Origin of the sequence: Rhodococcus cercidiphylli, from assembly GCF_033042225.1 — a bacterium.
Lineage (GTDB): Bacteria > Actinomycetota > Actinomycetes > Mycobacteriales > Mycobacteriaceae > Rhodococcoides.
In genome coordinates this window covers 365,629-388,877 of the sequence record NZ_JAWLKE010000004.1, presented here as the reverse complement: position 1 = coordinate 388,877, position 23,249 = coordinate 365,629, and the positions used below count along the sequence as shown (strand labels likewise).

The 23,249-nt window shown below is 65.8% G+C and carries 22 protein-coding genes; 11 read left to right on the top strand and 11 right to left on the bottom strand.

Features of this window, described 5'->3' with window-relative positions; all coding sequences use genetic code 11:
• Nucleotides 1-91 precede the first annotated feature (91 nt).
• Complete coding sequence (locus R3P95_RS12350) at nucleotides 92-1,258, top strand: DNA recombination protein RmuC (RefSeq protein WP_300523337.1); 1,167 nt, start codon at nucleotides 92-94, stop codon at nucleotides 1,256-1,258.
• A gap of 20 nt (nucleotides 1,259-1,278) precedes the next feature.
• Complete coding sequence (locus tag R3P95_RS12345; RefSeq protein WP_300523339.1) at nucleotides 1,279-2,412, top strand: DUF6542 domain-containing protein; 1,134 nt, start codon at nucleotides 1,279-1,281, stop codon at nucleotides 2,410-2,412.
• Between the two features lie 61 nt (nucleotides 2,413-2,473).
• On the opposite strand, the gene R3P95_RS12340 is transcribed toward R3P95_RS12345, so the two are convergent.
• The gene (locus R3P95_RS12340) at nucleotides 2,474-3,481 is read right to left on the bottom strand and encodes a 4-hydroxy-3-methylbut-2-enyl diphosphate reductase (RefSeq protein WP_068052876.1); all 1,008 of its coding nucleotides are present in this window, start codon (nucleotides 3,479-3,481) and stop codon (nucleotides 2,474-2,476) included.
• A gap of 122 nt (nucleotides 3,482-3,603) precedes the next feature.
• Here R3P95_RS12340 and R3P95_RS12335 point away from each other — a divergent pair, with 122 nt between their 5' ends.
• From R3P95_RS12335 to R3P95_RS12325, 3 genes are read left to right on the top strand one after another with little or no spacing between them, the layout of a single operon-like run.
• Nucleotides 3,604-4,203: a lipid droplet-associated protein gene (locus R3P95_RS12335; protein ID WP_317548477.1), complete on the top strand. Its 600-nt coding sequence runs from the start codon at nucleotides 3,604-3,606 to the stop codon at nucleotides 4,201-4,203.
• Nucleotides 4,200-5,462, top strand: a complete 1,263-nt coding sequence (gene xseA, locus R3P95_RS12330) for an exodeoxyribonuclease VII large subunit (protein ID WP_300523346.1) — start codon at nucleotides 4,200-4,202, stop codon at nucleotides 5,460-5,462. Before R3P95_RS12335 ends, xseA begins: the two co-directional genes overlap by 4 nt.
• Nucleotides 5,463-5,476: 14 nt before the next feature.
• Complete coding sequence (locus R3P95_RS12325; RefSeq protein ID WP_068052858.1) at nucleotides 5,477-5,701, top strand: exodeoxyribonuclease VII small subunit; 225 nt, start codon at nucleotides 5,477-5,479, stop codon at nucleotides 5,699-5,701.
• Here R3P95_RS12325 and R3P95_RS12320 read toward each other — a convergent pair.
• Entirely contained in the window at nucleotides 5,698-6,270 is a 573-nt protein-coding gene (locus R3P95_RS12320; RefSeq protein WP_300523349.1) for a DUF4245 domain-containing protein, read from the bottom strand. The genes R3P95_RS12325 and R3P95_RS12320 overlap by 4 nt on opposite strands.
• A gap of 135 nt (nucleotides 6,271-6,405) precedes the next feature.
• Between R3P95_RS12320 and glpX the strand changes: the two genes are divergently transcribed.
• Together glpX and R3P95_RS12310 are read left to right on the top strand one after the other, a co-directional pair.
• Nucleotides 6,406-7,446 (top strand): class II fructose-bisphosphatase, encoded by a 1,041-nt coding sequence (gene glpX / locus R3P95_RS12315; RefSeq protein WP_068052852.1) that lies wholly within the window; start codon nucleotides 6,406-6,408, stop codon nucleotides 7,444-7,446.
• Between the two features lie 47 nt (nucleotides 7,447-7,493).
• Nucleotides 7,494-8,894, top strand: coding sequence for a class II fumarate hydratase (locus R3P95_RS12310; protein WP_300523353.1), 1,401 nt, complete (start codon nucleotides 7,494-7,496; stop codon nucleotides 8,892-8,894).
• Nucleotides 8,895-8,995: 101 nt separating this feature from the next.
• Here R3P95_RS12310 and R3P95_RS12305 read toward each other — a convergent pair whose 3' ends face one another.
• Entirely contained in the window at nucleotides 8,996-9,853 is an 858-nt protein-coding gene (locus tag R3P95_RS12305; protein ID WP_300524317.1) for an acyl-ACP desaturase, read from the bottom strand.
• A gap of 129 nt (nucleotides 9,854-9,982) precedes the next feature.
• Between R3P95_RS12305 and R3P95_RS12300 the strand changes: the two genes are divergently transcribed.
• Nucleotides 9,983-11,575 (top strand): serine hydrolase, encoded by a 1,593-nt coding sequence (locus tag R3P95_RS12300; protein ID WP_394855416.1) that lies wholly within the window; start codon nucleotides 9,983-9,985, stop codon nucleotides 11,573-11,575.
• Complete coding sequence (locus tag R3P95_RS12295) at nucleotides 11,572-11,979, top strand: limonene-1,2-epoxide hydrolase family protein (protein ID WP_300524313.1); 408 nt, start codon at nucleotides 11,572-11,574, stop codon at nucleotides 11,977-11,979. Before R3P95_RS12300 ends, R3P95_RS12295 begins: the two co-directional genes overlap by 4 nt.
• A gap of 53 nt (nucleotides 11,980-12,032) precedes the next feature.
• On the opposite strand, the gene R3P95_RS12290 is transcribed toward R3P95_RS12295, so the two are convergent.
• The 3 genes from R3P95_RS12290 to R3P95_RS12280 form a co-directional block, all read right to left on the bottom strand.
• The gene (locus R3P95_RS12290) at nucleotides 12,033-13,358 is read right to left on the bottom strand and encodes a PhoH family protein (RefSeq protein WP_170945933.1); all 1,326 of its coding nucleotides are present in this window, start codon (nucleotides 13,356-13,358) and stop codon (nucleotides 12,033-12,035) included.
• Nucleotides 13,359-13,826: 468 nt separating this feature from the next.
• Nucleotides 13,827-15,110: a serine hydroxymethyltransferase gene (gene glyA, locus R3P95_RS12285; protein ID WP_037191396.1), complete on the bottom strand. Its 1,284-nt coding sequence runs from the start codon at nucleotides 15,108-15,110 to the stop codon at nucleotides 13,827-13,829.
• Nucleotides 15,111-15,156: 46 nt separating this feature from the next.
• Nucleotides 15,157-16,353 (bottom strand): DUF885 domain-containing protein, encoded by a 1,197-nt coding sequence (locus tag R3P95_RS12280; protein ID WP_300524306.1) that lies wholly within the window; start codon nucleotides 16,351-16,353, stop codon nucleotides 15,157-15,159.
• 165 nt (nucleotides 16,354-16,518) lie between these two features.
• Here R3P95_RS12280 and coaA point away from each other — a divergent pair, with 165 nt between their 5' ends.
• On the top strand, nucleotides 16,519-17,442 hold the full coding sequence (gene coaA, locus R3P95_RS12275) for a type I pantothenate kinase (protein WP_037191653.1): 924 nt from the start codon (nucleotides 16,519-16,521) through the stop codon (nucleotides 17,440-17,442).
• A 3-nt stretch (nucleotides 17,443-17,445) separates the two neighbouring features.
• Here the strand turns inward: coaA and R3P95_RS12270 are convergent, their stop codons facing one another.
• Nucleotides 17,446-18,228 carry an isoprenyl transferase gene (locus R3P95_RS12270; RefSeq protein WP_037191390.1) on the bottom strand — a complete coding sequence of 261 codons (783 nt, stop codon included), beginning with the start codon at nucleotides 18,226-18,228 and terminating at the stop codon, nucleotides 17,446-17,448.
• Between the two features lie 146 nt (nucleotides 18,229-18,374).
• On the opposite strand from R3P95_RS12270, the gene trhA reads away from it, so the two are divergent.
• Nucleotides 18,375-19,040 carry a PAQR family membrane homeostasis protein TrhA gene (gene trhA, locus R3P95_RS12265; protein ID WP_068052828.1) on the top strand — a complete coding sequence of 222 codons (666 nt, stop codon included), beginning with the start codon at nucleotides 18,375-18,377 and terminating at the stop codon, nucleotides 19,038-19,040.
• A gap of 6 nt (nucleotides 19,041-19,046) precedes the next feature.
• Here trhA and R3P95_RS12260 read toward each other — a convergent pair whose 3' ends face one another.
• From R3P95_RS12260 to mca, 4 genes are all read right to left on the bottom strand, one after another.
• Complete coding sequence (locus tag R3P95_RS12260) at nucleotides 19,047-19,982, bottom strand: sensor domain-containing diguanylate cyclase (protein ID WP_317548476.1); 936 nt, start codon at nucleotides 19,980-19,982, stop codon at nucleotides 19,047-19,049.
• Between the two features lie 96 nt (nucleotides 19,983-20,078).
• The gene (locus R3P95_RS12255; RefSeq protein ID WP_317548475.1) at nucleotides 20,079-22,088 is read right to left on the bottom strand and encodes a thioredoxin domain-containing protein; all 2,010 of its coding nucleotides are present in this window, start codon (nucleotides 22,086-22,088) and stop codon (nucleotides 20,079-20,081) included.
• Nucleotides 22,088-22,360 carry a hypothetical protein gene (locus tag R3P95_RS12250; RefSeq protein ID WP_300525448.1) on the bottom strand — a complete coding sequence of 91 codons (273 nt, stop codon included), beginning with the start codon at nucleotides 22,358-22,360 and terminating at the stop codon, nucleotides 22,088-22,090. Before R3P95_RS12250 ends, R3P95_RS12255 begins: the two co-directional genes overlap by 1 nt.
• Nucleotides 22,357-23,232 (bottom strand): mycothiol conjugate amidase Mca, encoded by an 876-nt coding sequence (gene mca / locus R3P95_RS12245; protein ID WP_176460389.1) that lies wholly within the window; start codon nucleotides 23,230-23,232, stop codon nucleotides 22,357-22,359. The genes R3P95_RS12250 and mca overlap by 4 nt, the downstream gene beginning before the upstream one ends.
• Nucleotides 23,233-23,249 lie beyond the last annotated feature (17 nt).

The following is a 23,249-nucleotide window of genomic DNA, read 5'->3' as shown; positions in this document are numbered from 1 at the left end:
CTCCTCGAGGCGCCTCGGCCTGTCGGACGTGAGCTGCGGCTTACGCCGTCACGAACCGAAGTTGTCGGTGCCGTCCTGCATCATCTGCTCCATGAACATTCTCACCGCGTTCGGCCTGCTCGTCGCTCTCGGTATCGGGGCGGTCGTCGGCTGGTTGTTGCACGCCTCGCGGATGGGCGACCGTGCCGTTCGAGCCGAAGCCCAACTGGCCGCGCTCCGCGAGCACGAGGGCATGCTTCGACAGTCGTTGAGCGCGGTCAACGAGGATTCTGCGCGGCGCAATTCGACCGTGATCGGCCAGCAGGTCTCACACCTGGTCGAGCCGTTGCACGACGCCGTCGATGCGCTCTCCGAGCACGTGCGCCAGGTCGAGCACAATCGAATTCGGGCGTACGCGGGGTTGTCCGAGCAGGTCACCGGGATGCATCGGGCGTCGATGCATCTGTCCACCCAGACCGCTCAGCTGGTCACGGCACTGCGTGCACCGCAGATCCGGGGCCGGTGGGGCGAGATCCAGCTCGAGCGGGTCGTCGAGCTCGCAGGCATGGTCAAGCACTGCGATTTCGACACACAGGTGAGCAAGGACGGCATCCGACCCGACATGATCGTCCGTCTCGCCGGCGGTCGACAGATCGTCGTCGACGCCAAAGTGCCGTTCGCGGCGTACCTCGATGCCGCCCAGGACGAGGATCCCGCCGCGCGGGAGAAGAATCTGCGACGCCACGCCAAGCAACTGCGCACCCACATCGACCAACTGGCCGACAAGGCGTACTGGCAGGCGTTCGAGCCGACGCCGGAGTTCGTCGTGCTGTTCGTTCCCGGCGACCCGTTTCTCGACGCGGCCCTGACCTCGGACACTGGCCTGCTCGAGTACGCCTTCGGCCGGAACGTGATCCTGGCCACCCCGACCACCCTGGTCGCGCTACTTCGAACCGTTGCCTACACGTGGAAGCAGGAGTCACTGGCCGAGGACGCTGCGCGCATCCAGCAACTGGGACGCGAGCTGTACACGCGCATCGGTGTCGTCTCGACACACCTGGACAAGCTCGGTGCCCACCTCGGCAAAGCCGTGGAATCCTTCAATTCCACCGTCGGGTCCGTCGATACCCGGGTGAGCGTGACGGCGAGAAAGCTGCACGAGCTCGAGCTGTTCGACGCCGATCCGGTGGACATCGCCCGAGTGGACGAGCGACCCAAACTGTCCGATTCGTCCCGCTACCGGCACGACTTCGGTCATGTCAGCGATGCAGTGGGCTGAACAACGGCTAACCTCGGGGGGTGTCTACCTCCCAACGTGCCCGCTCCGGGGTACCGCTGGATCACCGATCCATCCTCGCGACCCTGCCCGGCGTTCCCGCATGGGGTGCCGTCGCGATCGCCGCGGGACTGACCTTTCTCGGATTCCTGATCGATGCCGCACGCGGTACCGAACTGACCGGTGCGTTCGCGTTCATGTACGTCCTCGGCTGCATCGCCGGCGTCCTCCTGGTCCGCTTCCGCGGACTGTTCACCGCGATGGTGCAAGCCCCGCTGATCCTGTTCGTGGCCGTGCCGCTGTCGTACCAGTACTTCACCGACAACGCAGGCACCAGCCTCAAGGACATCATCCTCAACGTGGCCATTCCGCTGGTCAACCGGTTTCCGCTGATGTTGCTCGGCACCCTGGTCGCCGTCGGACTCGGAGTTTTGCGCATCGTGCTCAAACGGCAGAACACGCATGCCCCCGCTGTGCGACGCAGCCCGAAGCCCAGCGACGACAAGCCCACCAGAGCACAGCGTCGGGCACAGGAAGAGCGCCCCGAACGCTCCCGCAGGCGAGCAGCCGCAGCCGATCGCAGCACCGACTCCGCGGCCGAGGCGACCGACATCGTGCCCGGGCCGTACGTCGGTCGCAGAAGCACTGATCCTCGCCCGCGTTCGACCCCTCGCACCGGCTCTCGTGCTGCGGCAGATCCCACCGTGAGCCCCCGGCGATCGGCTACCCCGACCTCGGCACCGCAGACTCGATACTCCGCCGACGCCCCGCGTCAGGACCACAAGCCAGAGCACCAGAAGCCCGAATACCCACGAACGCAGTATCCGCAGGCAGAGTCACGTGATGCCCGGCGGCCGCAACCGTCCGAGTCGCGTTACGCGCCGGAGCCTCGCTACTCGGCAGAGCCGCGGTATTCGACCGAACCTCGTCGCGAACGATCGACTCGGGTCAAGGCTCCGCGAGAGGCTGCCGATCCGTACGGCACCGGAGCTCGGCCGGTCGTGACTCCTCGGACGAGCGCCCCCGCCGGCTCCGCTGCCACCGACTACACCGCCGGAAACAGCCAGGGCAGCCATTCTCTGCCTGACCCGCGCCGGGACGACATTCCCCCGCACCCGGTGCCGAAGGTTCGCTACCGCGACCGTCACAGCGACTAGCCCGAACGAGAAACGCCCCGTACAGGAATTCCTGTACGGGGCGTGAACTCTTTTCCCGCTGCTAGCGGGCTGGGCGCAGCTCGCGAGGCAGGGAGAACACCAGGGTCTCGTTGGCCGTGGTGACCGGCTGTACGTCGGCGTAGCCGTGCTCGGCGAACAGTTCGATGACGCCCTGCACCAGGATCTCCGGTACGGATGCACCCGAGGTGATGCCGATCGTCTCGACCCCGTCGAGCCAGGCCAGGTCGATTTCCTTGGCGTAGTCGACGAGGTAGCTCGCCCGCGCACCCGCGCCCAGTGCAACCTCGACCAACCGCACCGAGTTAGAGGAGTTCTTCGAACCGACGACGATCACCAGATCGCATTCCGGTGCCATCGCCTTCACCGCGACCTGACGGTTCTGCGTGGCGTAGCAGATGTCGTCGCTCGGCGGGTCCTGGAGTGTCGGGAAGCGCTCGCGCAACTTGGCGACCGTCATCATGGTCTCGTCGACGCTCAGCGTGGTCTGGGACAGCCAGATGACCTTGCTCTCGTCACGGACGGTGACGTTGGCGACCGAGTCGGGGCCGTCCACCAGCTGAATGTGCTCGGGTGCCTCGCCCGCGGTGCCCTCGACCTCCTCGTGGCCCTCGTGGCCGATGAGCAGGATGTCGTAGTCGTCGCGAGCGAAGCGCTTGGCTTCCTGGTGCACCTTGGTCACCAACGGGCAGGTGGCGTCGATCGTGCGCAGGTTCCGCTCGGCCGCGGAAGTGTGCACGGCGGGTGAGACGCCGTGCGCGGAGAACACGAGCAGCGATCCCTCGGGCACCTCGTCGGTCTCTTCCACGAACACCGCGCCGCGATCGGACAACGTCTCGACCACGTGCTTGTTGTGCACGATCTCCTTGCGCACGTACACCGGCGCACCGTGCTGCTCCAGCGCTTTCTCGACGGTCTCGACCGCGCGATCGACACCCGCGCAATAGCCCCGCGGCTCCGCGAGCAGCACTCGCTTACCCCCCGCGTACGAGGACTTACCCGTACCGGCGGACTGTGCAATACCAAGATTCAGTGGAACAGCCGAAGACATACCTCCCAGGATACGTGCACCGAGCTCGCCTGCCTCGTTTCCATGTCCTCCGGCCCCGGCTGCAACGGGTCGTACAGCCTGTCGGCTACCCAAAGTTCACCGTTTCGGGCAGTCTGGTGGGCATGACTCGAGTCCCCTTCGCAGCGCGTGTGGCTGCAGGCGTCGCCGTGACCGTCGTGGAAGAGGCTCGCAAGCTTCCCGGTTCCGCTCTGATGCTGCCGATGACGGTCGTCAGCGAAGCGCTGGCCCGCGGGATGCGATTTCAGCAGCAGGTGACGGCGTTGGCCATCAAGGGCGATCTGATCATCGCGAGCTTGCCGGTGATCGGGACCCCGACCGAGGAGCAGCCCTCCTGGGCCAGCTTCGACGAGGACGAAGACGACACCTTCGACGCCCCGGTCGTCACCGACGACGTCGACGTGCCCGACGCCCCCGTGGCCGAGCCGGTCGCGGCGAACGGCCGCTTCGCGCTGTACTCGACGCCTCCGCTGGACGAGCCGGTGCAGGACACCTCGGCCAAGCGCGCGCCCTCCGCCGACAAGCCCGAGATCGTCGAGATGATCGACTTCGACACCCTCGCCCTTGCCCAGCTTCGCGCACGCCTGCGCACGCTCTCGATCGAAGACCTCGAAACTCTGCTGGACTACGAGAACGACACGCTCGCCCGCGCACCGTTCCAGACCATGTTGGCCAACCGCATCACCACCGCCAAGGCCAAGTGAGCACTCCCTCAACCCAGTCCGGTCCCACCCAGCCAGGCTCGAGCACCGCCGAAAAGCCGTGGCCGGTGCGTACCGTCGCCATGAAGGTGGCGGGCTGGATCGACAAGCTCGGCTCCATCTGGGTGGAGGGCCAGCTCACGCAGATCAACGCGCGTCCCGGCACGAGGACGGCGTTTCTGACGCTGCGTGATCCGTCGGCCGACATGTCGTTGTCGGTGACGTGCTCGCCGCAACTGCTCGACCGCTCTCCGGTTCCGTTGACCGAGGGTGCGCGCGTCATCCTCTACGGCAAGCTGTCGTTCTTCACCGGCCGCGGAACCATTTCGTTGCGCGCCACGGACATTCGCGCGGTGGGCGTCGGCGAACTGTTGGCCCGCATCGAGCGGCTCAGAGCGCTGCTCGCCGCGGAGGGGTTGTTCGACCCACGCCTCAAGCGTCCGCTGCCGTTTCTGCCGGGCACCATCGGCCTGATCACTGCGCGCGCCAGCGCAGCCGAGAAGGACGTGCTCACCGTGGCGCAGAGGCGTTGGCCCGCGGTTCGATTCGAGGTTCGCAACACTCCGGTCCAGGGGCCACAGTCGGTGCCGGCGATTCTGGATGCGCTGAAAGATCTGGACGACGACCCCAGCGTCGACGTCATCATCCTCGCCCGCGGCGGCGGAAGCGTCGAGGATCTGCTGCCGTTCTCGGACGAGGCCCTGTGCCGCGCCATCTCGCGCGCCACCACGCCGATCGTCAGTGCCATCGGCCACGAGCCCGACAGCCCACTGAGCGATCACGTCGCGGACCTGCGCGCCGCAACCCCCACCGACGCCGCCAAACTCGTGGTGCCCGACGCCGTCGCCGAACAAGCTCTGGTCTCGGAGCTGAAGTCGAGAAGTGCTGCAGCGCTGCGCAATTGGGTCGAGCGCGAGGCACGCGGACTGGACATGCTCCGACACCGTCCGGTACTGGCGGACCCGTTGGCCTCGCTCGAGCAACGCCGCGAGGAGGTTCGGCGTCTGCTGGAGGCGGCGCGACGCGACGTGCAACGCGAACTCACCACCCAGGACACGCTCGTCGAACATCTGCGGGCCAGGCTGTCGACGCTGGGGCCTGCTGCCACACTTGCTCGGGGGTATGCCGTCGTACAGCGGGTGGTTGCGGGTTCGGATCCCGAGGTTCTGCGTTCGGTCGAGGACGCGCCACCGGGTACACAGATCAGAGTGCGAGTAGCCGACGGTGCCGTCACCGCCGCAGTCATGGGGCGAGTCAAATGACAGAAGGAGTACGTATGAGCGAGAACGAAGACAAGCCGGTATCGGAACTGGGCTACGAAGAGGCCAGGGACGAACTGGTGGGCGTGGTGAAGATCCTCGAGCAGGGCGGACTCGATCTCGACGCCTCCCTGGCCCTGTGGGAGCGCGGAGAGCAGCTGGCCACTCGCTGTGAGGAGCAGCTCGCCGGAGCCCGCAAGCGGATCGAGACCGCGCTCGCGAGCACCGAGAAGGACAGCTAGGGCTCCAGCGGTTCGGCGACCTCGAGGGCCTCGGCGAGCGTGGTGAAGTCTGCGTCGTTCGCGGTACCGCCCAGCAGGATTCGCACATCGCCGAAGTCCGAGACCCAGTACTTCCGCGAACCTTCCTCGCCGTAGACGACCCAATCTCGACCAGACACGTTCTGCGAGCCCGACGCGTACATCGTCTCGTCGCCGGCCACGAAGGGAACCAAGACTTCCTCGACGGCGCTGGTCTGGGTCAGCTGAAGATACGCACCCGATCCGGTGATGTACCCGACAGTCGACACCGGTCCGCCGTTGTCACCGGAGATCGTCGGACGACTGCCCGAGTTGGGCGTCCAATCCTCCGGAACAGCCGGATTACGCACCGGAAAGCCGATTTCCGACGCGTCGTACTGCAACGCGGTGTCCACGTCGAAGTTGGGGATGGGCCCCTGCTGGGGCCCGCCGGGGCTCAGCGAGCACTGACTGGCGATACCCGCAATCAACAAACACGCGATGACCAGCGGAATGAGCGACCACACCATGTCGCGACTGTTGTTGAGAATCCGAGGTTTGCTGTTCGCCACCCCACCAGTATCCCCTCTGCGCAGCAGTGCTCGGTCGGCGCGTGCCTCACAGACCACCCGACCCCACGGCAGGCATCACAGAAGTGAGATAATCGCGCCTGGGTAACACCCCACCAACCAGGAGGCTACAAACCGATGACGGCCAGCACCGAGTCCACTCGCGCCATGGCGCCAGATCGCAACCTCGCACTCGAACTCGTACGCGTCACCGAGGCCGGTGCGCTCGCCTCGGGTCGCTGGGTCGGTCGCGGCGACAAGGAAGGTGGCGACGGAGCAGCAGTCGACGCCATGCGTCAGTTGGTCAGCTCGGTCTCGATGCGCGGCGTCGTCGTCATCGGCGAGGGCGAGAAGGACGAAGCGCCGATGCTCTACAACGGCGAACAGGTCGGCAACGGCAACGGCCCCGAGGTCGACTTCGCCGTCGACCCCGTCGACGGCACCACGTTGATGGCCAAGGGCATGCCCAACGCCATCTCGGTTCTCGCCGTCGCCGAGCGCGGCGCGATGTTCGATCCGTCCGCCGTCTTCTACATGAAGAAGATTGCCGTCGGACCCGACTTCGCCGACGTCATCGACATCACCGCACCGGTCGCAGAGAACATCGCCCGCGTCGCCAAGATCAAGAAGGGATCCACCTCCGACGTCACGGTGTGCATCCTCGACCGCCCCCGTCACGCCGAGCTGATCCAGCAGGTGCGCGACACCGGCGCTCGCATTCGACTGATCTCCGACGGCGACGTCGCCGGTGCCATCGCCGCCGCGCGTCCCACCTCCCCCATCGACATCCTCATGGGTACCGGTGGAACTCCCGAGGGCATCATCGCCGCGGCCGCCATGCGCTGCATGGGTGGCGCGCACCAGGGCATGCTGGCTCCGACCGACGACGACGAACGCCAGAAGGCGATCGACGCCGGACACGATCTCGATCGCGTCCTGTCCACCGAAGACCTGGTCTCGGGAGAGAACGTCTTCTTCACCGCCACCGGCGTCACCGACGGCGACCTGCTCCAGGGCGTCCGATACTCGGGCGGCGGCGCGCACACGCAGTCCATCGTGATGCGCTCGAAGTCCGGCACCGTCCGCATGATCGACGCGTACCACCAGCTCAACAAGCTCAAGGAGTACTCGACCATCGACTTCGACGGCGACACCTCCGGCGCCATCCCGTCCTTCTGACCGTCCGCTCGACGAAGTTTCCGCTCCCCTACCGAGGCAAGAGGTCAATGACAGAGAACGAACAGCAGTTCCGGATCGAGCACGACACCATGGGAGAGGTTCGCGTTCCCATCGATGCGCTCTGGCGTGCCCAGACGCAGCGTGCGGTGGAGAACTTCCCCATCTCCGGCCGTCCGCTCGAACGCACTCAGATTCGCGCGATGGGTCTGCTCAAGGCAGCCTGCGCGCAGGTCAACAAGGACCTCGGTCTGCTCGACGGCACACTGGCCGACGCGATCATCGCCGCTGCCACCGAGATCGCCGACGGCAAGCACGACGACCAGTTCCCGATCGACGTCTTCCAGACCGGCTCGGGCACCAGCTCGAACATGAACGCCAACGAGGTCATCGCGTCGATCGCGAAGGCGGCCGGCGTCGAAGTACACCCCAACGACCACGTGAACATGTCGCAGTCCTCCAACGACACGTTCCCGACGGCCACTCACGTCGCCGCCACCGAGGCCGCCGTGACGTCGCTCGTGCCCGCACTGCGCCACCTCCACGAGGCTCTCGTGGTCAAGGCCACCGAGTGGAAGCACGTCGTGAAGTCCGGCCGCACCCACCTCATGGACGCCGTTCCGGTCACCCTCGGTCAGGAATTCGGCGGCTACGCCCGTCAGATCGAAGCAGGCATCGAACGCGTCGAGGCCACCCTGCCGCGCCTCGGTGAACTGCCCATCGGCGGCACCGCCGTCGGCACCGGCCTCAACGCACCCGACGGCTTCGGCCCGAAAGTCGTTGCCGCACTGGTTGCGTCGACCGGAATCGACGCACTCACCGCCGCCAAGGATTCGTTCGAGGCACAGGCTGCACGCGACGGACTCGTCGAGGCATCGGGCGCACTGCGCACCATCGCGGTCTCACTGACCAAGATTGCCAACGACATTCGCTGGATGGGATCGGGACCGCTCACCGGACTCGGCGAGATTACCCTCCCCGACCTGCAGCCCGGTAGCTCCATCATGCCCGGCAAGGTCAATCCCGTTCTGCCCGAGGCTGTTACGCAGGTCGCGGCTCAGGTCATCGGCAACGACGCCGCAGTCGCATTCGGCGGCGCGTCGGGCGCATTCGAGCTCAACGTGTACATCCCGATGATGGCGCGCAACGTGCTCGAGTCGTTCAAGCTGCTCGCCAACGTCTCGGTCCTGTTCGCCGACAAGTGTGTCGTCGGCCTCGAAGCCAACGTCGAGCACCTCAAGACCCTCGCCGAGTCCTCGCCGTCCATCGTGACGCCGCTGAACTCCGCGATCGGCTACGAGGAAGCTGCCGCCGTCGCCAAGCAGGCACTCAAGGAGAAGAAGACGATCCGTCAGACGGTCATCGACCGCGGACTGATCGGCGACGAGCTCAGCGAAGCAGAACTGGACAAGCGCCTCGACGTCCTCGCCATGGCGAAGGTCAAGGACTAGCTTTCCCGTTCGCCCCGCCGGACCCCCGAACGCGTGAATGGTCCATTGCACCGCCGAGACGTGTGCAATGGACCATTCACGCTTTCGAAAGGGGCCGAACCTCAAGCCAGGTGAGCGAGTTCCTCGCGTGCCTTCAGGCCGTCCTCGCCCAGATCGGTGCGGTCGAAGATCTTCCAGCCGGCGAGCAGCGGCTTGAACACCTTGTCGCGTTCCTGGTCGGCGTCGTAGATTCCGGCTTCGGCGAGCGCGGCGGTGCTGCTGCCGCGGTCCGGGAGGTTGACCTCGGGAATCTTGAAGCCGTTGATCCGGTCCGCGATGGCGCGAGCGGCCTGATCGGGCACCACGGCGAATGCCTCGTCGAGGATGCTGGCGAAGAATGCCGACTGCAGCGCGTCGTCGTCGGCGATCCGGCCGAGGATGGTGGCGAGCACCGGATCCTTGCCGAGGGCGATGGTGTTGCGGTTGCGCAGCGAGGCTGCGGCTTCCTCGATGGCGAAATGCGCGAGGATGTCGAGCAGATGCTGGCTGGGGGCGTCGTATCCGAGCGTCATGTGCTCCATCCGAACGCGCTCGAGGGCGACCGGATCGACTGCGCGGGTCAGCACCAGGAAATTGCGCAACACGATCGACTGTCGGTTCTCCTCCGACGTCCATCGGCCGGTCCACTTCCACCAGGCTCCGAGACCGGTGAGGGCGTGGGCCAATTCGCGGTGGTACGCGGGCAGGTTGTCGGCCACCAACACGCCGACCGTGGCGGACAGGATTTCGACATCACTGAGGTGCGACTGCTCCGGCGTCCAGTCCTCGCCGCCGAGGAACGCGAAGTTCTTACCCTCGTCGAACGGCGCGAGATCGTGGGGATGCCAGTCGCTGGCTGCCTCGATGTGGCGTCGTAGATTCTCTTCGACCGCGGGCTCCAAACGGACCAGCAGATCACCGTCGGACAGGTTCGTAGACATGCGGTAACCGTAGCGCCTACGCCCGAGCGCCCGACGCCGTGCCCCTGACCATTGTGAATTCTCCCAATGCCAGGTCGTCGCGGGTCTATTCTCAGGTGCATCCAGTCATCGACGTGAGGGCTCCTCATGATGCGGTCGGGGCGAAATTTTCTGTGTCTTGCTGTCGTGTGGTCGATGGTCGTGCTGGTCGGGTGCTCGAACGACGCACCCGCCGCAGAAAGCCCGCCGACATCGGAGCCCGCGCCGCCCAGCGACCTCTCCCCCGGCCAGGTCGCAGGCGTCGATGTTCCGACCGGCGGCGTCGACGAGGCGGTCGGCAAGCTCGACGGCATCGCCGAGGAGCTGATGGCGTCGTCGAACATTCCCGGTATGGCCATTGCCGTCGTGCACGGCTCGGACGTCGTCTACTCGAAGGGCTTCGGCGTTCGCGAGGTGGGCAAGGACGACCCGATCGACGGTGACTCGGTGTTCCAGTTGGCCTCGTTGTCCAAATCGGTGGGTGCGACGGTCATTGCGTCCCAGGTGGGAGCGGGTGTGATCGACTGGTCGACGCCGGTGGTCTCGCAGTTGCCGTGGTTCGCGCTCGACGATCCCTGGGTGACGGAGAACATCACGGTCGGCGACTTCTACGCCCACCGAAGCGGGCTTCCCGAGCATGCCGGCGATCTGCTCGAGGACCTCGGCTACGACCGGCGCCAGGTTCTCGAACGCCTCAGGCAGGTGCCCCTCGACCCGTTCCGGTCGACGTACCACTACACCAACTTCGGAATCACGGCCGCGGCCGAGGCCGTCGCTGCGGCGTCGGGCAAGGACTGGGACACCCTCAGCCAGGACACGATCTACGGCCCGCTCGGCATGACCTCGACCAGCTCGTCGTTCGAGGACTACATCGCGCGGGCCGACCGGGCCGTACCTCACGTTCTCGTCGACGGTGAGTATCAGCCGAAGTATCAGCGGGAACCCGATGCACAGACCCCGGCCGGTGGCGTCAGCTCCTCGGTGCACGATCTCGCGAAGTGGCTGACGATGCTGGTGGCCGACGGCAGCCACGACGGACGAGAGATCGTCGATCCCGACGCCCTCCTGCCCGCCGTCAGCGCGCAGATCGTGTCGAGTCCGTCGGCGACGCCGGACTCACGCGCCGGCTACTACGGGTACGGGTTCAACGTTTCCACCAGTGCGGCCGGCCGCACGACGGTCAGCCACTCGGGAGCGTTCGCGCTCGGGGCAGGCACCAACTTCCTGTGGATTCCGTCGCTCGACGTCGCCATCGTCGTACTGACCAACGCCGCGCCCCTCGGTATCGCCGAAACGGTGACGGCCGAGTTCGCGGACCTCGTTCAGTTCGGTGAGGTGCGGGAGGACTGGCGAACGCTGTACACGAATGCGTTCGCCGGCATGAGCGAACCGGAAGGCGAGCTCGCGGGCAAGACCGCTCCCGCGAATCCCACTGCGCCACAACCTCTCGCGTCGTACACCGGGGTGTACCAGAACAGCTACTGGGGGCCGGCGACGGTAGCGGAGGTCAACGGTGAGTTGGTGTTGTCCCTCGGACCGAACTCGACGTCGTACGAGTTGTCGCCCTGGGACGGTGACACGTTCACGTTCGAGCCGACCGGCGAGAACGCGCCCGACGGAACCATTTCCCAGGCGATGTTCGACGCGAATACGCTGACACTCGAGTTCTTCGACGGCGATGGATTGGGGCGGTTCACGAAATGACCGAGACACAGCAGGCAACCGAGACCGTGCTGGATCTGTTCGACGCGTTGCGAAGTCGAGACACCGATCGCGCGATGTCTCTGCTCGACAACCGCATCGTCTGGCACAACGTCGGGTTGCCCAAGGTGCGCGGCCGCGCGAACGTGGGCAAGTTCATGGCGATGCTGGCCAAACCCGCGTTCGGCTTCGACGTGATCGTGCACAACATCGCCGCCGACGGGAATGTCGTGCTCACCGAGCGCACCGACGTTCTGATCTGGCGGCGACTCCGAATCGAGTTCTGGGTGTGCGGAACCTTCGAGCTGCGCGACGGCAGAATAGCCGTGTGGCGGGACTACTTCGACACCGTCGACTTCCTGAAAGGCGTTGTGCGAGCTAGCTTCCGGGTCGTCGTCGGCCGGTGACCCAGGTGAGCGGAACCTCGTAGTGGGCTACGAGGTTCCGCTCACGAGGGGGGTCAGGCTCCCGACGGGCCGAACTCTTCGAGCATTTCCGTCACCAGTGCAGCGATCGGTGAACGCTCGCTGCGGGTGAGGGTGATGTGCGCGAAAAGTGGGTGTCCCTTGAGCTTTTCGATCACTGCGGCAACGCCGTCGTGACGTCCGACGCGGAGGTTGTCTCGCTGAGCGACGTCGTGGGTGAGTACGACGCGTGAGCCCGAGCCCAGCCGGGACAGCACCGTCAGCAGCACGTTGCGCTCGAGTGACTGTGCCTCGTCGACGATGACGAAGGAGTCGTGCAGCGATCGACCGCGAATGTGCGTCAGCGGCAACACTTCCAGCATTCCGCGGGCGATGACCTCCTCCATCACCTCCGGGCTCGCGAGCCCTTCGAGGGTGTCGAAGACCGCCTGACCCCAGGGGCCCATCTTCTCGCTCTCGCTACCGGGGAGGTAGCCGAGCTCCTGGCCGCCGACGGCGTAGAGAGGCCGGAAGACAACGACTTTCCGATGCGAGCGACGTTCGAGAACGGCCTCGAGCCCTGCGGTCAGCGCCAGAGCGGACTTACCGGTGCCGGCCTTTCCGCCGAGCGAGACGATGCCGATGCTCTCGTCGAGCAGAAGATCCAGCGCCACGCGCTGTTCCGCCGAACGGCCGTGCAGGCCGAACGCCTCACGCTCACCGCGAACGAGTTGGATCTGCTTGTCCGGCGTGACGCGCCCCAGCGCACTCTGCCGTCCGGCAAGCAGTCGAACTCCCGTGTGGCACGGCAGGTCTCGTGCCTCCGCCAGGTCGATGACACCGTCGTTGAACAGCGTGTCGACCGCGTCGGACGGTACGTCGAGCTCGGTCATGCCGGTCCAACCGGAGGGAACGACGTCGTGAGCGTGGTATTCGTCGGCGGGGAGACCGACAGCACCGGCCTTGACGCGCAACGGAATGTCTTTGCTGACCAACACCACGTCCTTGCCCTCGGCCGCCAGGTTCAGGGCGCAGGCGAGGATACGAGAATCGTTGGAGTCGGTGCGGAATCCGACGGGAAGGACCGAAGGATCGGTGTGATTGAGCTCGACTTGCAGTGTGCCACCGGAGGTTCCGATGGGGACCGGCTGGTCGAGTCGGCCGAATTCGACGCGCAGGTCGTCGAGCATGCGCAAGGATTCCCGCGCGAACCATCCCAATTCGTGATGGTGGCGTTTGCCCTCCAACTCGCTGATGACGATCAGCGGGAGTACCACATTGTGCTCGGCGAATCGGATGACTGCCCAAGGGTCCGACAGCAGGACCGAGGTGTCGAGCACGAATGTCCGAAGAGGGGCGGAAACGGAGCGTGAAGTGGTCACGTGGGGCTCCTACGTCTGCGCGGCACCGCGCAAACTCTGTCGCTCGGCCGGTCGGGTCCGATGTGTCAGGTGACACGAGGACCGGGTACCGGCCCTCTCGCGCTCACTAGCTCAGTCACGTATCAGAACCTCCCGCACAGGTAGCTTCCCCGCTGCCTGTTACTGCCGACGGTACCGCCGAAATCCGGTATCGGCTCGCTGGAAGTCTGGCGTGTCGGTGAACAACGCGTTACGTCGACATCGCCCCAGGTCGCCGGCCGACCGGTGCCGAAAGTGCCCTCCCCCGGGGTGAATGGACCACCGCATACGTCTGGGCGGTGCAACGGTCCATTCACGCAGATCAGCGTGCGGCGTGGATGGACCAATGCATACGTCTGAGCGCTGCAATGGTCCATTCACGCGAACAAGGGTGCGCGCGAACGAGGGTGCACGCGGACCGAGTGGGCGAATCTGCAGAAGAGCCCAGCGTCAGCCGAGCAATCCCCAGTCTTCGAGGCCCTCGTACAGCGGCTTGCTCTGTGCCAGTTTCACGACGCGGTCCTTGAGGGAATCGCTGGCTTCACCGGTGGCCAGGGCGGTGGCGATGATGTCGGCGACCTCGGTGAACTCGGCTTCGCCGAATCCGCGGGTTGCCAGTGCGCCGGTGCCGATGCGCAGGCCGGAGGTGACCATCGGCGGGCGCGGGTCGAAGGGCACTGCGTTGCGGTTGACGGTGATGCCGACCTCGTGCAGGAGATCCTCGGCCTGCTGGCCGTCCATCTCCGAGTTGCGCAGGTCCACCAGAGCGAGGTGCACGTCGGTGCCGCCGGTGAGGACCGATACACCCTTGTCTGCGACGTCGGCACCGGTGAGACGCTCGGCGAGCAGTGATGCACCGAGGAGGGTGCGCTCCTGGCGTTCCTTGAACTCGGGCGTCGCAGCGATCTTGAACGCAACTGCCTTGGCGGCGATGGCATGCATCAGCGGGCCGCCCTGCTGGCCGGGGAACACAGCGGAGTTGAGCTTCTTGGCCCATTCCTTCTTGGCCAGGATGATGCCGGAGCGGGGTCCGCCGAGGGTCTTGTGCACGGTGGAGGAGACGACGTCTGCGTACGGCACGGGTGAGGGGTGCACGCCCGCGGCGACGAGTCCGGCGAAGTGCGCCATGTCGACCCAGAGCAGTGCGCCCACTTCGTCGGCGATGGAGCGGAACGCGGCGAAGTCCTGGTGACGTGGGTAGGCCGACCAACCGGCGATGAGCACCTGAGGCTTGGCGGCGATGGCCTGCTTGCGCACCTCGTCCATGTCGATCCGGTGGTCTTCCTTCGACACCCCGTAGGACTCGACCTCGTAGAGCTTGCCCGAGAAGTTCAGCTTCATGCCGTGCGTGAGGTGGCCGCCGTGGGCGAGGTCGAGGCCCATGATCTTGTCGCCCGGGTTGATCAGTGCCATCAGGACCGCGGCGTTGGCCTGCGCTCCGGCGTGCGGCTGCACGTTCGCGAACTCGGCACCGAAGAGTTCCTTGGCGCGGTTGCGCGCGAGATCCTCGACGATGTCGACGTGCTCGCAGCCGCCGTAGTAGCGGCGGCCGGGGTAGCCCTCGGCGTACTTGTTGGTCAGGACGCTGCCCTGGGCCTGCAGCACCGCGCGGGGAACGAAGTTCTCCGAGGCGATCATCTCCAGCGTGTCGCGCTGACGCCCCAGCTCACCGGCCATCGCTTCGGCGACCTCGGGATCGAGTTCGGCCAGTGACAGGTTGTTGACGTCAGTCATAACAGGAGTCTCCAAGGGACAGCAGAATAAAGGGGGCCAGGCCAGTTTACGAGACGCGCAGTGCACCGGGTGTCAGTGGCTCGTCGAGCAGCCTGCCGAACAGTTGCGCGCGCTCACTGGCCGTCTCACCTCGGTCCAGCCAGCCGGCGAGCAGCTTGTAACCCTCGACGTAGGTGCTGATGTACGCCCGCCACAGCGGGGAGGACAGAAAGCGCAGGCTGTGCCGGGCGCGCTGCGGCGATGCCAACGACCATCGCTCCAGGTAGGCGGCCACGTCGTCCTCGCTCTTGTGCTGATCGTGCAGCAGCAACGCGGCGTCCTGCCGCACCCCCAACAGCTGGCTCGACGCGGCCGCGAGACGCTCGGCCTTCTCGCCGTCGAATCGCAGCCCCAGATCGGCGTAGATCTCCTGTGCCCACAGGCCCCAGCCTTCGCCGACGACGGCACCGAGCGCGTGATCGGCCAGGCCCTCGGCCATCAGGCACTGCGGGGTGTTCACCACGAACAGTGTCTGCTCGAGTTGGCCTGCACCGACCAGTCCGGTCTCCTTGCGGCAGTGTTCGGTGTGGTGGCCCGGGTAGGACTCGTGCGCGATCAGGTGCGGCAGGTTGGCCATCTGCTGTTCGATGTCGGAGTTGATGGCGACGGTGGACTGGAAATTGCCGAGGTAGTAGTTGAACCCGGACCACGGCTTGTCTCCGACGACCTCGTAGGTGACCTTCTCGGTGTCGGGCAGCGTGTATTCGGCGCGGACGCGGTCGCGCAGCGCGGACGAGAACGCCTCGACGCAGTCCTGCAGTCGGTCGGCCGGAATGACGTCGGCACGGCGATGCGCGATCAACCGTTCGCCGAGCGACCCGGGACCGGCGAGAACCTCGTCCATCTTGCGGTGTGCCTGCAGGTACTGGTCCTGGTCGCCGGCGGAGATTCGGACGTCGAAGTAGGCGTGGACCTCGTCGACGAAGCCGATGTCCTCGCCTGCGAACTTGCGCGCCGAACATTCGAGTGCGCGCAGGTGGACGTCGAGGAACGTCGTGCGCTCGGGTGTCAGATCGACGTTGCCGAGCTCGGCGCGCAGTGTCTGTGCTCGACGGATCAGCTCACGCGGCTCGGGGGCCGGGGCGTTCTCGGTGATACGACGCAACTCGGGATCGCCGGTGTACGCGTCGACGAATCCGTCTTCGAGCCGGTCGAAACTCAGGCCCAGCAACAGGTATTCACGAACGAGGGAAGCAGCATCCATATCCGAACCCTAGTACGGCGAACGACCCCGCCCGTGCGCGATCCACCGGCACCGAGCACAATCTGGAACCATGCGACTCGCGCTCGACAGGAGCTCAGCCGAACCCTCTGCAGCTCCGATGTGGCAAGAGTGGAGCCTGCGGAACGATTTTGGTCGGAGTCGTGCGTGAGCGAGTCCAGTCCGTATGTCGAGTTCGACCGTGTGCAGTGGCGCACGCTGCGTCAATCCACGCCGTTGGTGCTGACCGAGGAAGAACTCGTCGGTCTGCGTGGTCTGGGTGAACAGATCGATCTCGACGAGGTGGCCGAGGTCTACCTACCGCTGGCGCGACTGATTCACCTCCAGGTCGCGGCCAGGCAACGGCTGTTCGCCGCGACCGCGACGTTCCTCGGTGAGAAGCACCCCGACCGTCAGGTCCCGTTCGTCATCGGTGTCGCAGGGAGCGTCGCCGTCGGAAAGTCGACGACGGCCCGTGTGCTGCAGGCACTCCTGGCCAGGTGGGACCACCATCCGCGGGTCGATCTGGTCACCACCGACGGATTCCTGTACCCGACGGCCGAGCTCATGCGTCGAGGGATACTGCATCGCAAGGGTTTTCCCGAAAGCTACGACCGGCGCAAGCTGCTCAGATTCGTCACCGAGGTCAAGTCCGGGACCGAAGAGGTGGGCGCACCGGTCTATTCGCACGTCTCGTACGACATCGTCAAGGGCCAGTACCACATGGTCCGGCAGCCCGACATCCTGATCGTGGAGGGGCTCAACGTATTACAGACCGGGCCACGGTTGATGGTCTCGGATCTGTTCGACTTCTCGATCTACGTCGACGCGCGAATAGAGGACATCGAGAGCTGGTACGTCAAACGCTTTCTCGCGTTACGCAAGACGTCGTTCACCGATCCGTCCTCGCACTTCCACCACTATGCGGGCCTGTCCGACGACCACGCGCAGATCGCGGCCGAGGATCTGTGGCATTCGATCAACCTGCCGAATCTGGTGGAGAACATCCTGCCGACGCGACCGCGAGCGACGATGGTGCTGCGCAAGGACAACGACCACGCGATCAACCGGCTGCGGCTTCGTAAGTTGTAGAGCTCAGATACCGAAGCGCCGATGTCTGGCCGCGAAGTCACGCAGCGCCCGCAGGAAGTCGACGCGTCGGAATTCGGGCCAGTAGGCCTCGGTGAACCAGATTTCCGAGTACGCGCTCTGCCACAGCAGGAAGCCGGAGAGTCGCTGTTCGCCCGAGGTGCGGATGACGAGGTCCGGATCGGGTTGGCCGGAGGTGTAGAGGTGGCTACCGATCTCGTCGACGTTGATCGACGCCACCAGTTCGTCGCCGCTGACGCCTTCGGCGATCTTCTCGGTCACCAGGGACTGCACGGCGTCGGCGATTTCCTGCCGACCGCCGTATCCGACGGCAACGTTGACGTGTGTGCCCGACCGTCCCTCGGTGAGCGCAGCCGCTTCCTTGAGTCGACGCGCGGTCGACGCGGGCAGCAGATCGAGGGTGCCGACGAGTTTGACTCCCCAGTTCATCTCGGGTCCGCAGATCTCCTCGACGACGTCGGTGATGATGTCGAGCAACGAATCCAATTCGTCGGCGTCGCGGCGGAGATTCTCGGTGGAGAGCAGGTAGATGGTCGCCATCTCGATTCCGGCAGCGTCACACCAGCCGAGCATCTCGGCGATCTTCAGTGCGCCCATGCGGTGCCCGTGCGCGACGTCGGTGAACCCGTTCTCGCGAGCCCAGCGGCGATTGCCGTCGCACATCACCGCAACGTGCCGCGGGTGCTGCACGCCTTCGAGCTGGCTCAGCAGACGCCGCTCGTACACGTTGTAGAGAACGCCGCGGACCTTCTGCGGAATGATCACCACTGCTTCGTCACCACTGCCCCGTCACCGCTGCTCTCATCACCACGAAGGATCACCTTACGCCGACGTCTGCGAGGCGGTCGCCGGTACAGTAGCGTCAGAACCTACGGTTGCGTAGGTTCAAGGCGGTGACACGGGAGGCAATCGACATGACGATGTTCGGACTCGACGAGATACCCGTCAAACCTCGTATGCGCGGCTGGATTCACCTGTACGCGTTCGGCGTGGCGGTGGTGTGCGCGATCACTCTCGTCACGCTCGCGTTCAGCATGGTCTCGGTCAGTGCGGGTGTGGCCGTGAGCGTGTATTCCATCACCGTATGCGGCGTGTTCGGGGTCAGCGCCACCTACCATCGCGTGCACTGGAAGACCACGGCGTCGCAGATCTGGATGAAGCGCGCCGACCATTCGATGATCTTCCTGTTCATCGCGGGTAGCTACACCCCGTTCGCCGTGCTCGGTTTACCCGGATCCACCGGACGCACGTTGCTCGTCGTCGTATGGGCCGGGGCCCTCGCCGGGGTGGCCCTGAAGATGTTGTGGCCCACCGCTCCCCGCTGGGTCGGGGTACCGCTGTACCTGCTCCTCGGCTGGGCGATCGTCCCGGTCGCACCCACGCTGATCGACCATGTCGGCTACGCGCCGTTCGTCTTGCTGCTCGTGGGCGGAGTCTTCTACAGCATCGGAGCCGTGCTGTACGCCACCAAGTGGCCGAATCCATGGCCGACGACCTTCGGCCATCACGAGTTCTTCCACGCGGCAACGGTATTGGCGGCAACCTGCCACCTCGTTGCCGTCTGGCTCGTACTGTTCTGATCGACCTCAGGTGGTTCGGGATGCCTTGTCTCGGTACATCAGTGCGTCGGCGCGCTGAATCAGCCGGTCTCTCGACTCCCCCGGCTCACGTACTGCAACACCCACGCTCACCGATACCCCGAGCAGATTCGATCCGAACGGCACCGGCTCGCCGCAGATCGCCGACCGCACAGATTCGGTGACTTCGGCGGTGTCGAGGCCCGTCGACCCGTCGAACGTCACCGCGAACACGAACTCGTCTCCTGCGTATCGGCCGACGACGCTCCCGCGCGGCGACCACTGGTGCAGTCGACGGCCCGCGGCCTCGAGCACGGCGTCACCTGCCGGATGACCGTGCGCGTCGTTGATGGATTTCAACCGATCGACGTCGACGAATGCCAGGGCAACCGGCAGATCCTCGGCGATCCATTCGTCGACGTGGGCGAGCAGCGGACCTCGTCGCAGCAATCCGGTCAGTTCGTCGCGCTCGGCGCGATCGCGCCAATGAACGGTGTCGTCGACGACGGGATTGACCAGGTCCAGCAGTGCGACGATGAACCGTCGCCCGGCGATCGTCGAGATTCCGACGTGCATCCAGCAGGAGACGACCTCCCCGTCGACGCGCCGCACTCGACGCAGAGCTCCGATCGGTCGACCGTGGTCGGTGGGGCCTGCCTCGGGGTAGCGGTGCTCGAGCTGGACCGCAATACGCGTCGCCGACGCGCGATCCCCGAGCGGCACGAAATCTGCAACGGGGCGACCGATCATGTCGTCCACGGCGCACCCGAGCACGCCCTCGCACAGGGTGTTGGCACCGACCACCTCGTAGTGCATCGAGTGCACCATGGCCGCCATCGGAACCGCGGCCACGAACTGGGCGACAGCAGCGCGCTGGTCGTCGGTCACCGCCTCGTGCACGGTGTCCGCACGCACCACACCCTCATTCATGACGCCTTCACTCATGACACCGTCGATCCATTGGTAGACGCTCGACCGCCCCAGGCCGAGGAAACTCCCGGCAACAGTACTGTTGCTCCGTCGAAGCATCGACGAGCGTGGTCAACTCCGCAGTGCGGACGGCAATTCTTCGGCAGAGGTCACAGGACGGTCGCACACGAAGCCACGACACACGTACGCCGTTTCGAGGCCGTCGACCGGTGGACGGTCGGTCAGCAGCACCGACGAATCCGTCACGCCTGCGACCACCACGGAACCGCCAGGAGCCAGAGCCCGGACGACCGAGAGCAGGTCGCCGCCGGGTGCCGTCGACACCGCGACCTGAATGGGACCGCGAACGGACGCTTCCGCGACCGCCAACCAGTGGCCACCGGACCTGGGTGCTCGTTCGAGAATCGAGGCCGATCGTGCCAGCGACGCAGCCGCCAGTTCGCCGTACCGCGCCGAGGAGGTGTGATCGACCAACGCCGCTGCGGTGAGCAGCGCCTCGGCCATCGTCGACGCGCCCGACGGGGTGGCCCCGTCGATCGGGTCACGAGGCCGGGTCACGAGAGTCTCGGCATCGTCGGCCGTGTCGAACCACGCGCCGACGTCGTCCGGGTCGGCGAAGTGGTCGATCGCGGCATCGACGATCGACGTCATGCGCTCGGTCCAGACCGTGTCTCCGGTGGCCTGGAACAGCGCTGCCGCCGCGACCGCGAGAGCCGCGTAGTCCTCGAGCACACCGGTGGCCTCACCGACTGCACTGCCGAGCGAGGCGCGGCGGACTCGGCCCGACTCGACGTGGCCGGCGAACAGTTGCTCGCCGCACTCGACTGCCGCGTCGACCCATCGCGGTTGCCCCAACCCGGTCCCGGCCTCGACCAACGCCGTGATCGCCAACCCGTTCCACGCGGTGACGACCTTGTCGTCGCGGCCCGGTTGCGGCCGAGTCGCGCGAGCGGCGAACAACGTGCTGCGCACTCGGGCGAACCGGTCGTAGTCCTCGGGTTCGGCGGGCAGCTGCAAGACCGACATGCCGGCCTCGAACGTGCCTGCCGAGTTCACCGCGAACAGCCCTGCTGCCCACACACCGTCCTCGAAGCCGAGTGTCTCGGTCAGTTGCTCCGGAGTCCACGCATACGTCAGACCCTCGATGCCCTCGGTGTCGGCATCGAGTGCCGACGCGAAACAGCCGTTGGCCGTGCGTAATTCACGCAGCATGAACTCCGCGGTGTCCGACGCCACCCGCCGGGCGAGCGCATCGTCGTCGACCCGAGCTGCGTGCGCGTAGAACCGCAGCAGCAGAGCGTTGTCGTAGAGCATCTTCTCGAAGTGCGGGACGATCCACTCGGCATCGACCGAGTAGCGCGCGAATCCCCCGCCCAGCTGGTCGTAGATGCCACCGCGGGCCATGGCCGAGGCGGTACGGCGAACGACACCGAGGACCTCGGTGTCGCCGGTGCGTTCGTAGTGCCGGAGTAGACCTTCGAGCAACGCGCCGGGTGGGAACTTCGGTGCCCGGCCGAAGCCGCCGTAGAGGGTGTCCTCGTCGGCGCAGATCGCGGAGACCGAGGCCGCCAATGCATCGGCGTCGATCGGGCGACCGCCTGCGGGCACGCCTGCGCTGTGTTTGCGAAGTTCGGTGACGATGTCGGCGGAGGCGTCGAACACCTCCTGTCGCCGCGTCGACCAGGTGTCGGCGATCGCGGTGAGCAACTGCTGGAACGACGGCATTCCCTGACGCGGAGCCGGCGGGAAGTAGGTACCGCAGTAGAACGGTTCGGTGTCGGGGGTCAGGAAACACGTCATCGGCCACCCGCCCTGGCCGGTCATCGCGACGGTGGCGTTCATGTACACCGCGTCCAGGTCGGGTCGTTCCTCGCGATCGACCTTGATGCACACGAAATGCTCGTTCATCAGCGACGCGGTCGCCTCGTCCTCGAACGACTCGTGTGCCATGACATGGCACCAGTGGCACGCCGAGTATCCGATCGACAGCAGGATCGGAACATCGCGATCGCGGGCGGACTGCAGTGCCTGCGGTCCCCACTGCTGCCAGTGCACCGGGTTGTCCGCATGCTGCTTCAGATACGGGCTGGTGGACTCACCCAGGGCATTGGCGTCGAGCATCAGGGCTCGTCGGAGACGACGGGTTTGGTTCGGTTCTGTTCCGGTGGAAACGGATCTGCCAATCCGCCGCGGTCGGTGCCCTCGTCGAGAGCCTGATCCAACGTCGGATCCTCCTGCTCGAACGTGGCGGGCAGACGCTTGATCTTCTTGTTCATGGACCAGATCAGCAGTGCCGTTCCGACCAACAGCGCGACCAGGATCACCAGACCGATGGGCGAGGACTTACCGAATTCGGGACCGGTCGGCTGCTGGGCGAGGATCGAAACGATCATTTGTCGGTCTCTTCTATTCCGGCGAACAGGTCCGTCTCGGGCAGCGACGTCGTGACCCGAGTGCGGGCCAGCTCGAACTCTTCGGTGGGCCACAGCTTGCGCTGCACGTCCAGCGGCACGGCGAAGAACGAGCCGTTGGGATCGATCTGCGTCGCGTGTGCGCGTAGGGCGTCGTCGCGCTGCTCGAACCAGTCACCGACGGTGACCTGAGTGGTGATGCGGCCGATGATCTCGTCGCGCTGGCCGTCCCACCGCTTCAGCCAGTCCACGAACGGGCTCTCCTCGCCGCGATCGATGAACCAGTCGTGGAACAGCTGCATGCGCTTACGAATGAATCCGTGGGAGTAGTACAGCTTGAGCGGAGTCCAGGGCTCACCGGCGTCGGGGAAGCGTTCGGGATCGCCCGCTGCCTCCCATGCCGCCATCGAGACCTCGTGGCACCGGATGTGGTCCGGGTGCGGGTACCCGCCGCGTTCGTCGTACGTGGTGATGACGTGCGGCTTGAACTCGCGAACCACCTTCACCAGCGCCTCGGTCGAGACCTCCAACGGAACCAACGCGAAACAGCCGTCGGGAAGCGGCGGGAGCGGATCGCCCTCGGGCAACCCGGAGTCCTCGAACCCGAGCCACGTCTGCTGCACGCCCAGCACTCGGGCGGCCTCGGCCATCTCCTCACGCCGAACCTCGTGGATGCGCTCGTGCACGCCCGGAATGTCCATCGCCGGATTGAGGATGTCTCCCCGCTCGCCACCGGTCAGGGTGACGACCAGAACATCGTGTCCTTCGGCCGCGTAGCGAGCCGTTGTCGCAGCGCCTTTGCTGGATTCGTCGTCGGGATGGGCATGCACTGCCATGAGCCGCAGTCCGGACACGTTCTTCCTCACCTCGG

Excerpts from the sequence above, each read along its gene's own strand:
- R3P95_RS12350 (WP_300523337.1), top strand. The coding sequence starts at position 92 with ATGAACATTCTCACCGCGTTCGGCCTGCTCGTCGCTCTCGGTATCGGG.
- R3P95_RS12340 (WP_068052876.1), bottom strand. The coding sequence starts at position 3,481 with ATGTCTTCGGCTGTTCCACTGAATCTTGGTATTGCACAGTCCGCCGGT.
- R3P95_RS12335 (WP_317548477.1), top strand. The coding sequence starts at position 3,604 with ATGACTCGAGTCCCCTTCGCAGCGCGTGTGGCTGCAGGCGTCGCCGTG.
- R3P95_RS12325 (WP_068052858.1), top strand. The coding sequence starts at position 5,477 with ATGAGCGAGAACGAAGACAAGCCGGTATCGGAACTGGGCTACGAAGAG.
- glpX (WP_068052852.1), top strand. The coding sequence starts at position 6,406 with ATGACGGCCAGCACCGAGTCCACTCGCGCCATGGCGCCAGATCGCAAC.
- R3P95_RS12310 (WP_300523353.1), top strand. The coding sequence starts at position 7,494 with ATGACAGAGAACGAACAGCAGTTCCGGATCGAGCACGACACCATGGGA.
- R3P95_RS12305 (WP_300524317.1), bottom strand. The coding sequence starts at position 9,853 with ATGTCTACGAACCTGTCCGACGGTGATCTGCTGGTCCGTTTGGAGCCC.
- R3P95_RS12300 (WP_394855416.1), top strand. The coding sequence starts at position 9,983 with ATGCGGTCGGGGCGAAATTTTCTGTGTCTTGCTGTCGTGTGGTCGATG.
- R3P95_RS12295 (WP_300524313.1), top strand. The coding sequence starts at position 11,572 with ATGACCGAGACACAGCAGGCAACCGAGACCGTGCTGGATCTGTTCGAC.
- glyA (WP_037191396.1), bottom strand. The coding sequence starts at position 15,110 with ATGACTGACGTCAACAACCTGTCACTGGCCGAACTCGATCCCGAGGTC.
- R3P95_RS12280 (WP_300524306.1), bottom strand. The coding sequence starts at position 16,353 with ATGGATGCTGCTTCCCTCGTTCGTGAATACCTGTTGCTGGGCCTGAGT.
- trhA (WP_068052828.1), top strand. The coding sequence starts at position 18,375 with ATGACGATGTTCGGACTCGACGAGATACCCGTCAAACCTCGTATGCGC.
- R3P95_RS12260 (WP_317548476.1), bottom strand. The coding sequence starts at position 19,982 with ATGAGTGAAGGCGTCATGAATGAGGGTGTGGTGCGTGCGGACACCGTG.
- R3P95_RS12255 (WP_317548475.1), bottom strand. The coding sequence starts at position 22,088 with ATGCTCGACGCCAATGCCCTGGGTGAGTCCACCAGCCCGTATCTGAAG.
- R3P95_RS12250 (WP_300525448.1), bottom strand. The coding sequence starts at position 22,360 with ATGATCGTTTCGATCCTCGCCCAGCAGCCGACCGGTCCCGAATTCGGT.